At 70.5% G+C, this 12,156-nt stretch carries 12 protein-coding genes; 1 reads left to right on the top strand and 11 read right to left on the bottom strand.

The genetic code is table 11. The features are described 5' to 3' along the window. The coding region (locus GWI24_RS30395; RefSeq protein WP_210949092.1) for an IPT/TIG domain-containing protein at positions 1-575 on the top strand (575 nt) is incomplete at its 5' end. A gap of 23 nt (positions 576-598) precedes the next feature. Here GWI24_RS30395 and GWI24_RS30390 read toward each other — a convergent pair. The 11 genes from GWI24_RS30390 to GWI24_RS30340 form a co-directional block, all read right to left on the bottom strand. After that, the gene (locus GWI24_RS30390; protein WP_210949091.1) at positions 599-3,421 is read right to left on the bottom strand and encodes an RNA helicase; all 2,823 of its coding nucleotides are present in this window, start codon (positions 3,419-3,421) and stop codon (positions 599-601) included. A 177-nt stretch (positions 3,422-3,598) separates the two neighbouring features. Next, complete coding sequence (gene tatC / locus GWI24_RS30385; RefSeq protein WP_210949090.1) at positions 3,599-4,570, bottom strand: twin-arginine translocase subunit TatC; 972 nt, start codon at positions 4,568-4,570, stop codon at positions 3,599-3,601. Between the two features lie 62 nt (positions 4,571-4,632). Continuing rightward, positions 4,633-4,920: a Sec-independent protein translocase subunit TatA gene (gene tatA / locus GWI24_RS30380; protein WP_037956547.1), complete on the bottom strand. Its 288-nt coding sequence runs from the start codon at positions 4,918-4,920 to the stop codon at positions 4,633-4,635. 273 nt (positions 4,921-5,193) lie between these two features. Further along, a complete protein-coding gene (locus GWI24_RS30375; protein WP_210949089.1) occupies positions 5,194-5,397 on the bottom strand; it encodes a hypothetical protein in 204 nt (67 codons plus the stop codon). A gap of 10 nt (positions 5,398-5,407) precedes the next feature. Further along, on the bottom strand, positions 5,408-5,671 hold the full coding sequence (locus GWI24_RS30370) for a hypothetical protein (protein ID WP_044577890.1): 264 nt from the start codon (positions 5,669-5,671) through the stop codon (positions 5,408-5,410). Continuing rightward, the gene (locus GWI24_RS30365; protein WP_210949088.1) at positions 5,664-6,623 is read right to left on the bottom strand and encodes a YafY family protein; all 960 of its coding nucleotides are present in this window, start codon (positions 6,621-6,623) and stop codon (positions 5,664-5,666) included. The genes GWI24_RS30370 and GWI24_RS30365 overlap by 8 nt, the downstream gene beginning before the upstream one ends. A gap of 21 nt (positions 6,624-6,644) precedes the next feature. Then, entirely contained in the window at positions 6,645-7,610 is a 966-nt protein-coding gene (locus GWI24_RS30360) for a YafY family protein (protein WP_210949087.1), read from the bottom strand. Positions 7,611-7,725: 115 nt separating this feature from the next. Continuing rightward, positions 7,726-8,100: an FKBP-type peptidyl-prolyl cis-trans isomerase gene (locus GWI24_RS30355; RefSeq protein WP_198271711.1), complete on the bottom strand. Its 375-nt coding sequence runs from the start codon at positions 8,098-8,100 to the stop codon at positions 7,726-7,728. A 39-nt stretch (positions 8,101-8,139) separates the two neighbouring features. Continuing rightward, positions 8,140-9,135 carry an FKBP-type peptidyl-prolyl cis-trans isomerase gene (locus tag GWI24_RS30350; protein ID WP_210949086.1) on the bottom strand — a complete coding sequence of 332 codons (996 nt, stop codon included), beginning with the start codon at positions 9,133-9,135 and terminating at the stop codon, positions 8,140-8,142. Between the two features lie 113 nt (positions 9,136-9,248). Then, the gene (gene pafA, locus GWI24_RS30345) at positions 9,249-10,610 is read right to left on the bottom strand and encodes a Pup--protein ligase (RefSeq protein WP_210949085.1); all 1,362 of its coding nucleotides are present in this window, start codon (positions 10,608-10,610) and stop codon (positions 9,249-9,251) included. Between the two features lie 9 nt (positions 10,611-10,619). Next, positions 10,620-11,903, bottom strand: a complete 1,284-nt coding sequence (locus GWI24_RS30340; RefSeq protein ID WP_210949084.1) for an MFS transporter — start codon at positions 11,901-11,903, stop codon at positions 10,620-10,622. Positions 11,904-12,156: the final 253 nt, after the last annotated feature.

Here is a 12,156-nt window from a genome sequence, read left to right as displayed (position 1 = left end):
TGGTGAACGTGACCGTCACCACGCCGGGGGGCATCAGCAATCCGCTGTCGTACATCTATGTCGCCGCCCCGGTCGTCACCGGTGTGAGCCCGCAGTTCGGTCCGGACACCGGCGGTAACTCCGTCACCGTCACCGGCAGCGGTCTGGCCCTGGCCAGCGCCGTCCACTTCGGCCCCAACCTCGCCACCGGCTTCACCGTGATCTCCGACAACCAGCTGACGGCGACCGCTCCTCCCGGAACCGGCACGGTCGTGGTCACCGTGACCACGCCGGGCGGCACCAGCACCCTGGGCCCGGGAAACCCGTACTACACCTATCTCGGCGCTCCGGTGATCAATTCGCTGATCCCGGACGAGGGCTCGTCGTTGGGCGGCGACTCCGTCACGATCAACGGCTCCAACCTCACGTACACCGACTCCGTGACCTTCGGCGGGGTCCCGGCCTCCTTCAGCGTCCTCTCGGACAACCTGGCCGTGGCGACGGCTCCGGCCCATGCGGCCGGAATCGTCAATGTTCAGCTCCACACCCCCGCGGGCAACAGCAACACCCTCCCCTTCACCTACGATCCGGCCTGAGCCCACCGCGGTGGGCGCCGGGCTCAGCCGACCGAGGAGTACGCCACGACTCCGCGCAACAGCCCGTCGACCGCGCGGCGGGCGTTGCGCGCCACCGTGCCCTCGGGGGCCGCCGCGGCGATCTGGCCGAGCACATCGATCAGTTGCTTGGTCCAGCGCACGAAGTCACCGGCGGGCATGTCGATTTCGCGCAGCACCTCGTCGAGCCCGTGGCCGGAGGACCAGCGGTAGGCGGCCCAGGCGAAGCCCAGATCCGGCTCGCGCTGGCCGACGCCCTCCGCCTGGTTGATCTTGTGCTCCTCCTCCAGGGCGTCCAGCCGCCCCCATATGCGCACCATCTCGCCGAGCGCGTCCTTGGCCCGGCCCGTGGGCAGCTTGGGCGGTAGCGCGTCATCGGCCGTCCGCGCCTCGTAGACGAGCGCGGAGGCGCAGGCCGCGAGCTCGGCGGGGGGCAGCCCCTCCCAGACGCCCTCGCGCAGGCATTCGCTGGCCAGCAGGTCCAGCTCGCCGTACAGCCGCGCCAGCCGTCTGCCCTCGTCCGTGACCTCGTCGCCGCGCAGATAGCCGAGCTCGCTCAGCAGGGAGCAGATCCGGTCGAAGGTGCGGGCGATGGTGTTCGTACGGCCCTCGATGCGCCGCTCCAGCTGCCGGGTGTCGCGCAGCAGCCGGTGGTAGCGCTCGCCCCAGCGGGCGTGGTCCTCGCGGTCGCTGCAGCCGTGGCAGGGGTGGGCGCGGATGGCCGCGCGCAGCCGGCTGATCTCGGTGTCGTCGGCGGCGGGCGAGCGCTCCTTGCGGTGGCGCCGCATATCGTGGTGACCGGCCTTGGTGCGCAGCGCGGAGGCCAGATCGCGGCGCGACTGAGGGCTGCGCGGATTGAACGACTTGGGGATCCGCATCCGGTCCAGCGGCTCGACCGGGACCGGGAAGTCGATCGACGCCAGCCGCTTGACCTGCCGCTCGGCGGTGAGCACCAGGGGCCGCGGCCCGTCGTGGTACTCCATGCCGCGGTGGCCGCCCACCCGTCCGGCGGGCAGCCCGGGGTCCAGCACCAGGGCGAGCCCGGCGAACTTGCCGGTGGGCACGTGGATGACATCGCCGGGGCGGAGCTTCTCCAGGGCGACCGCGGCGGCCGCGCGCCGCTGGGCCGCGCCCTGCCGGGCCAGCTCGGTCTCACGGTCCTTCAGCTCGCGGCGCAGCCGCGCGTACTCGTCGAAGTCGCCGAGGTGGCAGGTCATGGAGGCGCGGTAGCCCTCGAGGCCCTCCTCGTTGCGCTGCACCTGACGGGAGATCCCGACGACCGCCTTGTCGGCCTGGAACTGCGCGAAGGAGGTCTCCAGCAGCTCGCGCGAGCGGTGCCGCCCGAACTGGGAGACCAGGTTGACCGCCATGTTGTACGACGGCTTGAAGGAGGAGCGCAGCGGATACGTACGGGTGCCGGCCAGCCCGGCGAGCGCCGCGGGGTCCATGGTGCGCTGCCACAGCACCACCGCATGGCCCTCGACGTCGATGCCGCGCCGCCCGGCTCGGCCGGTCAACTGGGTGTACTCACCGGGGGTGATGTCGACGTGCTGCTCGCCGTTCCACTTGACGAGCTTCTCCAACACCACCGAGCGGGCGGGCATGTTGATGCCGAGGGCGAGGGTCTCGGTGGCGAAGACCGCCTTGACCAGGCCGCGGACGAAGAGCTCCTCGACAACTTCCTTGAAGGTGGGGAGCATTCCGGCGTGGTGGGCCGCGATGCCCCGCTCCAGGCCCTCCAGCCATTCGAAGTACCCCAGCACATGGAGGTCTTCGTCGGGGATCCCGGCGGTGCGCTCCTCGACGATGGCCCGCACCTGGGAGCGCGCCGACTCGTCGTTGAGCCGCAGCCCCGCGTGGAGGCACTGCTGGACGGCGGCCTCGCAGCCGGCCCGGCTGAAGATGAAGGTGATGGCGGGAAGCAGCCCCTCGGCATCGAGCCGGTCGATCACCTCGGGGCGGCCGGGGGTCCAGATCCGGGTGCGCTGACGGCGCTCGCGCTCCCGGTCGGCCTCGCGCATATTGCGGCCGCGGCGCTTGTCGCGGCCGAAGGAGGGGCGGCTGTTCTCCATCCGGGCCAGCCGGACCAGATCGGGGTTGACCTCGCGGCGTCCGCCCTGGTCGCCGTCCTGGCCGTTCTTCTCCTCGAACAGGTCGTACATCCGGCGCCCGGCCAGCACGTGCTGCCACAGCGGCACCGGACGGTGCTCGGAGACGATGACCTCGGTGTCTCCGCGGACGGTGTCCAGCCAGTCGCCGAACTCCTCGGCGTTGGAGACGGTCGCGGAGAGTGACACCAGCGTCACCGACTCGGGGAGGTGGATGATGACCTCCTCCCAGACGGCGCCGCGGAACCGGTCGGAGAGGTAGTGGACCTCGTCCATCACCACATAGCCGAGGCCGAGCAGCGACTGGGAGCCCGCATAGAGCATGTTCCGCAGCACCTCGGTGGTCATCACGACCACCGGGGCCTCGGAATTGACGCTGTTGTCCCCGGTGAGCAGGCCGACCTGGTCGGCGCCGTAGCGCTTCACCAGGTCGGTGTACTTCTGGTTCGACAGCGCCTTGATGGGCGTGGTGTAGAAGCACTTGCGGCCCTGGGTCAGCGCCAGGTGGACGGCGAACTCGCCCACGATGGTCTTGCCCGAGCCGGTGGGAGCGGCGACCAGCACACCCTTGCCGCTCTCCAGGGCCTTGCACGCCTCGATCTGGAACGGATCCAGCTCGAAGTCGTACATCTCGCGGAAGGGGGCCAGCGGGGTGGCCTGCTCGGCGGCCCGGACGCGGGACGCCGCATAGCGCTCGGCGGGAGATAGCTCGTCGGTCATCGTATCTACGAGCCTACCGGCCACCTCCGACAGCGCACGCGATCTTTATCGGGGCTTTGTTCGGCCCGCCGGACCGGGCCGCTCGCCGAGCCGCCCACCGGGCCGCCCGATGGGCGGCCACAGGCGGGCGGGCATGGCCGGGTACGGCCGGATATGAGCGGAAATGGCCGCATATGGCTATGTGACGTCGTCGTAGCCGTTGCGCCGAGTGGGGCCGGAGTCGTCCCCGTCGGTGAGCTCCGGCATGGCGCTGGGCGCGGACACGGCCTCGGGGGTCAGATCCAGCTGGGACGCCTCGTCGTCGCTCAGGCCGAAGTCCGGGTCGGCGGCCCGGCGGCGCGCCTTGCGCCGGTCGTTGAGCAGGGCGACGCCGACGGCGCCGAAGTAGAGCACGACGACCGGCCCGGCCAGGGCGAACATGCCGATCGGGTCGGTGCTGGGAGTGGCGATGGCGCCGAAGACCGTGATGCCCATGATCATGGCGCGCCACCAGCCGAGCATCCGGCGTCCGCTGAGGATGCCGGTGAAGTTCAGCAGGATCAGCAGCAGCGGAAGCTCGAAGGCGAGCCCGAAGACGACGACCATCCGGGCCAGCAGATCGAGGAAGTCGTCCAGTGGGAGGAGGTTGTTGGCCCCCTCCGGGGTGAAGCCGATGAGGACCTTGGCGCTGGTCGGCAGGATGAGGTACGCGAAGTACGCGCCGCCGACGAAGAGCGGTACGCCCAGCCCGACGAAGAACAGGCCGTACTTCTTCTCATTGCGGTGCAGCCCGGGCGCGAGGAAGGCCCACAGCTGGTAGAGCCAGACCGGAGTGGCCACCACCAGACCGGTCGTGAAGGAGACCTTCAGCATGATCGTGAACGGCGACAGCAGACCGTTCACGGTGAAGTAGGCGCAGTCGTGACCCTTGCCCCCCGTGCCTCCCTTGCCCGTGAGGTCGGAGAACGAGACCCCGCCACAGCCGACGGCGTCCAGCACCGGCCGCATCAGGAACTTCGCGATGTCCATGTAGTAGAACATCGCGATGATCGTGACCACACAGATCGCCAGGACCGATTTGAGCAGCCGGTTGCGCAGCTCACGCAGGTGCTCTGAGAGGGGCATCCGCCCCTCGGGGTCCTTCTCCTTTTTGCGGGCAGACTTGAGCAACCCACGTCCTCATCTCGTGCGTCCGGTGGCGGCCCTTCGCGCCGCCTTCAAGTGGCCCTGGGTCAGCGCTTGGTGGTGTCGCTCGGCTCCGACACCGGGCGCGAGCTGGTCACGTCTCCGGGCGCGGCCTGGATGGTGCGGTGAGTGGCGTCGTCCTGACCGGGGTGGGGCGGGTCGGCCGGCGCGCTCTGCTGCTGACCATCCGACTTCATGGCCTTCGCCTCGCTCTTGAGGATCCGGGCCGACTTGCCCAGCGAGCGCGCCATGTCCGGAAGCTTCTTGGCACCGAACAGCAGCAGCACGACGACAAGGATGAGGAGAATCTCGGGAACGCCGATCTTTCCGAACAGCATAAGCGTCTACCTTCTCACCGAGGCGGCTGGGGGTGGGGCTGCCCGACCGGTCGGACAGGTGTCCGGCAGCCGTGCTGTCAGCGATCGTAGCGCGCGGGGGTAAACCGTAAGCAATCCCCGTGCGGACTCCGGGTTGCGGCCCTCCGCCTCGTTTCCGGGGCCACGAATTGTCAGCGTACCCCGCTTGGCTGTGGGGCAGCAGAGTGCCCATCAGCGGCGGCCCTCACCGCCGACGCGGAGCGGCCCTTCACTGCCGACGCAGCGCGACTGTCACTGCCGACGCAGAGCGTCGACGGTTGACCCCAGCGGAGCCGTGGCCCGCTCCAGGTCCTCCGCGGCCCGGGTGATCCGCTCCGAGCTGGCCGACACCTGCCGGGCCAGCCTGCGGACCTCCGCGTAGACCCGCACCGAGAGCACGGCGAGAACGGCGATTCCGCAGAAGGCGAGGGCGAGGGCGAGCATCGGCCAGAGCATGCGGCAGAGCCTAGACGGTGGAGTGGAGCCGCAGTGTACGCACCCCGCCGCCGGTGAGCAGCTCCACGATCCGCTCCCCCGCCGGTTTGCGCACCGCGGTTCCGCAGTCGGGGCAGGTGAAGGAGTAGAAGGTGGTGCGGTGGCTGGCCCCGATGGCCAGCCGCAGGGCGCCCGCGGCCAGCTCGAACCGGCCGCGGCACTGCGGACAGGCTGCCTTGAAGATCACCGACGTGGCACTCCCCCGTGCGGTCACTGTGTGCGTCCCTTCACTCACCGTACGCCGCGAGCGCCTGCCGCGCCGCGTCCCGAGCACTGTCCGCCAGCTCCTGCGGCGAGACGATCCTGCCGTCCCTGCCCAGGCGCAGCGCCAGGCGCCGCAGCGAGCCGGGGTCGGGCGCGCGCAGCGTGATCCGGAGGCCGCCGTCGGGCAGCTCATCGGCGCTGTCGTGCGGGTAGTACTCGGCGACCCAGCGTCCGCCGGGGCCGACCTCGACGACCACCTCGGGGTCCTCGGCGCCGGTCTGCACCAGCGCGGAGGACAGCTCCGACAGGTCGCGCAGCTCGATCGGCGGCGGATCGGACGCGTCGTCCAGCAGCTTGATCTCGACGACCCGGTCCAGCCGGAAGGTCCGCCGCGCCTCGGAGAGGCGGCACCACGCCTCCATGTAGGTGCGGCCGACGGCGAAGAGCCGGATCGGGTCGACCTCGCGCTCGGTGATCTCGTCACGGGCGGGTGAGTAGTAGCGCAGCCACAGCCTGCGGCGCTCGGAGATGGCACGGTCGACGTCGGCGAAGACCCCGCCCTCCGACTCGAAGATCACCGAGAGCCGGGAGCTGGCGCCCGCCGCCTCGCCCGCCGCCGCCTCCAGCTTGGCGGTGGCCCGCAGCAGCGCGTCCCGGTCGCCCTCGCGCAGCCCGGGGAGGGTGGCGACGGCACGGGCGGCGACCAGCAGCGCGGTGGCCTCGTCGGCGGCCAGCCGCAGCGGCTCGGCCACGTCATCGGGGTTGTGCCACCAGATCCGCTCGCCGTCGGTGTCGATGTCCATCAGATCGCCGCCGCGGAAGCTGGTGCCGCACAGCGGCAGCACATCCAGGTCGGCGATCAGCTCGTCCTCGCTGATGCCGAAGGCCCGGGCGACGTCGGCGACGCGGGCGCCGGGGCGCTCGCGCAGATACGTCACCAGGGAGAGCATCCGCCGGGTCTGGTCAATGGCGTTTCCGGCCATGGTGAAAGTCGATCCGTCCCCTCAGCCTTTGGCGACCGCGCGCAGCCGGTCCACGACATCCGCCCGCAGCTCCTCGGGCGCCAGTACGACCACGTCCGGGCCGAACTCCACGAGCCAGGCGTCCAGGCCGTGCCCGTAGGGAATCTCCAGCTCGTCCCAGCCGTCCCCGTCCGCCCGGGTGGACAGCGCCTTCGCCCGCAGCGGGTAGCCGTGGCCCGAGCGCAGCCGGATCCGGGCGGTGCCGTTGGCGGTCTCGCCCGCCCAGCTCTCCACGGTCTCCCGGACGGTGACGTGGTCGGGCACCTCGGCGGTGAACGCGCCGGACCGCAGCCGGACCCGGCCGGTGATCCGGGAGAGCCGGAAGACCCGCTCGGCGGCGCGCTCACGGTCCCATCCGGCGAGATACCAGTGGCCGCGCCAGCACTCCAGGGTCCAGGGCTCGACCTGCCGCTGCTCGGGGCGCGCGGCGTTCGCCTTGCGGTAGTCGAAGACGACGGGGCGGCGGTCGCGGCAGGCGAGCATCAGCGGCTCGAAGGCGCTCTCATGGACCGGGATACGCGGCTCCAGCGCGCTGTGCCCGGGCGTGTCGTACGGGTCCTCGGCGACCGGCATCCCGGCGGCGCGCAGCTTCTGCAGCGCGCCGCTGGCGGCGCCCGCGAGCCGGGCCTGCTGCCAGACCTTGGCGGCGAGGCCGAGGGCGGCGGCCTCCTCGGCGTCGAGGGTGATCGGCGGGAGGCGGTTGCTGTCCCGGCGGGCGAGATAGCCGATCTCGCCGTCGAGGCCCTCCACCGTCTCGATGATCAGGCCGAGTTCCCGCAGATCGTCCTTGTCGCGTTCGAACATGCGGTTGAACGCTTCGTCATTGGCCGTGTCGGTCTGGAGGTACGCCTCTATGGAGCCCCGCAACTCCCGTTTGGTCAGCGGACGCCGCGTTCCCAGCAGGCACAGGGCCAGGTTCATCAACCGCTCGGCCTTGGCAATCGCCATCGACGCCCTTTCTTCGTGACCTTACGCACGTGACCGTACCGCTACCGGGACGCGCGGCAAAAGCCGAGGGCCCCTGCTCACTGGCAGGAGCCCTCGGCGCGACGGACGGGCCGTCTCAGACGGAGACCAGGTCGCAGACGAAGATCAGCGTCTCGCCCGGCTTGATCCGGCCACCACCGGCGCCCCGGTCGCCGTAGCCGAGGTGCGGCGGGATGATGAGCTGACGGCGGCCGCCGACCTTCATGCCCTGCAGGCCCTGGTCCCAGCCGGAGATGACCTGGCCCACGCCGAGCTGGATCCGCAGCGGGGTGCCGCGGTTGTAGCTCGCGTCGAACTCCTCACCCGTGCTGAAGGAGACGCCCACATAGTGCACGGCGATGTTGTCGCCGGCCTTGGCCGCGGGCCCGTCGCCCTCCCAGATGTCCTTGATCTCCAGCTCGGCCGGCGGCTCGCCGCCCGGGAAGTCGACCTCGGGCTTCTCGATGCTCACGAAATTGCTCCTTGTGACGTGGTGGGCAACCCGCACAGGCTACAGAACCGCCAGGATATCCACGGAGAACACCAGCGTGGAGTTGGCGGGGATGCCCTTCTGGGCCGCCTTGCCGTAGCCCAGGTCCGGGGGCACGACGATCAGCACCCGGCTGCCCACCTTCTTCCCCGTCAGCCCCTGCGACCAGCCCTTGACGACCTGCTGGAGCGAGAACTGGGCGAGCTCGCCGCGCTTGTAGGTGGAGTCGAACTCCTTGCCGCCGTCCCACAGCACGCCCTTGTACTGGACGAGCAGCGCGTCGGTCTTCTTGACCTCCTTGCCGTCACCTTCGATGACGTACTCGGAGACCAGCTTCTTCGGCGCGGACTTCTTGGGGACGGTGATGCTGGGCGCCTTGCCGTCGGTGTTGGCGGACACCTTGGGCAGGTCGGGGTCGGTCTGCTCCACCTTGTCGCCCTTGGCCGAGCTCTTGGCGTTGTATGCGCCGACGAGGTCGATGACGAAGACCAGCGTGTCGGTGCCCTTGATACCGGCCTGCGGCTGGCCCTGCTTGCCGTAGGCGTACGCGGGCGGGACGGCCAGCTCCAGCCGGCTGCCGAGGTTCCGGCCCAGCAGTCCCTGGTCCCAGCCCGGGAGGACCTGACCCTTGCCTACGGGGAAGGCGGCGGTCTTCTTCTTGTCGAAGGTGTTGTCGATGACCTTCCCGGTGTCCCAGATCTGCGCCAGGTAGTTGATCTGGAGCCAGTCGCCCTTGACCGTCTTTTTGCCGTCGCCCTGGCTGATCGTCTTGACCGCGAGATTCTGCGAGGGCTTCCCCGCGCCCTTCGCGACCTTCGGTTTCTCACCGAACTTCTTACCCGCGGTAATGGGCGGTACCGGCCCGGAGACGATCTTGCCGCTGGGGGCAGGTGAAGGACTCTGGCTCGTCGGCTCCTGGGACGGCTTGGTCTTGTCGGACCCTGATTCATCGTCACCGCAGCCCGCGAGGGTCAGCAGGCCCGCGGGCACGGCAAGGAGTACGGAGCGTCGACGCACGGAGTCCTCGTTAGGTAGATCTTGCGATGGCCAATGCGCGCCACTCTACGACGTGACTCGGGCCCCGTCCGGAGAACGCACGGGGCCCGAGGGGCAGGTAAGCCGTACGCCGGTCACATACCGGCGATCAGCTTCTCCACCCGGTCGTCGACCGAGCGGAACGGGTCCTTGCACAGCACGGTGCGCTGCGCCTGGTCATTGAGCTTCAGATGCACCCAGTCGACGGTGAAGTCGCGGCGCTGTTCCTGGGCCCGGCGGATGAAGTCGCCACGCAGCCGGGCGCGGGTGGTCTGCGGTGGCACCGACTTGCCCTCGAAGATTTTCAAGTCGTTGCAGACCCGGGCCGCCTGGCCACGCTTCTCCAGCAGGTAGTAGAGGCCGCGGCGGCGGTGGATGTCGTGGTAGGCGAGGTCTATCTGGGCGACACGGGGATGCGACATGGTGATGTTGTTCTTCGCCCGGTACTGCTCGATGAGCTGGTACTTCATCACCCAGTCGATTTCGGTGCCGATCCGGTCGAGCTCCTCGGTGCGGATCGCGTCCAGGGTGCGGCCCCACAGCTCGAGGACGCGCTCGACCAGGCCGGTGCGAATGCCCCGGCGCTCACAGAAGTCGACCGCCTTCTCGTAGTACTCCTGCTGCACCTCCAGGGCGGACGCCTCGCGCCCGCTGGCGAGCCGCACCTTGCGCTGCCCGGTGATGTCGTGGCTGACCTCGCGGATCGCCCGGATGGGGTTCTCCAGGGTCAGGTCGCGCATCACCGTGCCCGCCTCGATCATGCGGAGCACCAGGTCGGTGGCGCCGACCTTGAGCAGCATGGTGGTCTCGGACATGTTGGAGTCGCCCACGATGACATGCAGCCGGCGGTAGCGCTCGGCGTCGGCGTGGGGTTCGTCGCGGGTGTTGATGATCGGCCGGGAGCGGGTCGTGGCGGAGCTGACGCCCTCCCAGATGTGCTCGGCGCGCTGGCTGACGCAGTAGACCGCGCCGCGGGGGGTCTGGAGGACCTTGCCCGCGCCGCACAGGAGCTGCCGCGTCACCAGGAACGGGATGAGAATGTCGGCGAGCCGGGAGAACTCCCCGTGCCGTGCCACCAGATAGTTCTCGTGGCAGCCGTAGGAGTTGCCCGCGGAGTCGGTGTTGTTCTTGAAGAGATAGACGTCGCCCGCGATTCCCTCCTCGTGCAGGCGGCGCTCCGCGTCCACGAGCAGACCTTCGAGAATGCGCTCGCCAGCTTTGTCGTGGGTGACCAGCTCGGTCACGTTGTCACACTCGGGTGTTGCGTATTCCGGGTGCGAGCCCACGTCGAGATAGAGGCGGGCGCCGTTGCGCAGGAAGACATTGCTGCTGCGGCCCCAGGAGACAACACGGCGGAAGAGGTACCGCGCCACTTCGTCAGGAGACAACCGGCGCTGTCCCCTGAATGTGCACGTGACGCCGTACTCGTTCTCCAGCCCGAAAATGCGGCGGTCCATGCCTGAACATTACGCCTGATGGCGTGCTCTGAAACCGGGTTCGGCGGCATGGTTGCGATCATTTTCCGCACGAGGTTCATCCGGTGTTGGGTACGTGGTCGGCTGGACGACGGGCCGCGGCCCGTCCAGGAGGAACCGCTGGGCCGCCAGCAGCACCGCCAGCGCGGCCGCGCCACCGGCCGCGGGCACCGCGAATCCGGTGACCACCCCGCCGAGCTGGACGGCGGGGCCGGCCACGGCGGTGCCGACCGCGTTGCCCACCACGAAGGTGGTCACCAGCCAGGAGAACGCCTCGGTGACCGTGCCGGACGGCGCGTGGCGGTCCACCACGACGAAGGCGCAGGCCAGCGCCGGGGCGAGGAACACGCCCGCCACCCCGGCGAGGACGGTCATCGTGGCGACGCCCGGCACCAGTATCAGCGGCAGATAGCCCAGCGCCAGCGCGGCCACGAGCAGCCGCAGCCGCCGTTCGGGCGCGCCGGGCCAGGTGCGGCCGCCGTAGACGATGCCGCCGACCAGCGCGCCCACGCCGAGGGCGGAGAGCAGCGCGCTGGAGACCACGCCGCCGCCGTGCTCGTCGGCGTACGCCACCGCGGCCACCGCGATGGCGCCGAGGGCGAGCCCGATGAAGAAGAACGATCCGAGCAGCACCAGCAGCCCGGGCGAGCGCAGCGCGCCCAGCCAGTGGGCCTCGCGCGGCGCGGAGCGCCACTGCCGCGACGGCCGCGAGACCACGACGGAGAGCGCGCCCGCGACCCCGACGGCGTTGATGACCAGCAGCGCGGCCGCCTCGGACCACACGGCCACGGACAGGGTGACCAGCAGCGGGCCGACGGCGAACATCACCTCCTGGGCCACGGCGTCCAGTGCGTACGCCGCGTGCACCTGGTCCTCGCGCCGCAGCACCGTGGGCCACAGCGCCCGCAGCCCGCCCTCCAGCGGCGGGGTGAACAGCCCGGCGATCAGCATCGCCGCGTACGCCACGGGCAGCGGCTCGAGCCCGACGACGGCGAACAGGACCATCCCGAGCGCCGAGGCCACGGCGGCGGGGAACATCACCCGGGGCTGGCCGAGGCGGTCCACGGCCCGGCCCAGCAGCGGCTGGCCCACCGCGTTGGCCGCGCCGTAGACGGCCGACAGCGCCCCGGCGAGGGCGTAGCTGCCGCCCTCGGCGCGGGCGAAGAGCAGCACGGCGAGGGCGGCGGTGGCGTTCGGAAGCCGTCCCAGCAGCGTGCCGGTGAGCAGCCGTGCCGCGTGTGGGGTGCGCAGCAGTTCCCCGTAGCCAGCCGCCATTGCCTGCCCCTTCCTGCGGGTTCCGGTGGGTTCCGGTGGGTTCCGCCGGGTTGTCGCGAGCGCGTCGCGGGTCGTGAGTGACGTTGTACGTATAACGTCCAGCGTCATACGTACCATGGCCGCCACCGCGGGTCCACTCGCGGGCCGGAATGAGCAGCCTGCGGCCAGCCGTACGGCGACGGAGGGGAGCGGAGGCGATGGTGGCGAGCGCGGACCGCGCCCACGCGGCGGACGGGCCCGCCGGGAGCGGTTC

Origin of the sequence: Streptomyces sp. MK37H (genome assembly GCF_018035285.1) — a bacterium.
In the GTDB taxonomy this organism is placed as follows: Bacteria; Actinomycetota; Actinomycetes; order Streptomycetales; family Streptomycetaceae; genus Streptomyces; species Streptomyces endocoffeicus.
This window is presented reverse-complemented; position numbering and strand designations above follow the sequence as displayed.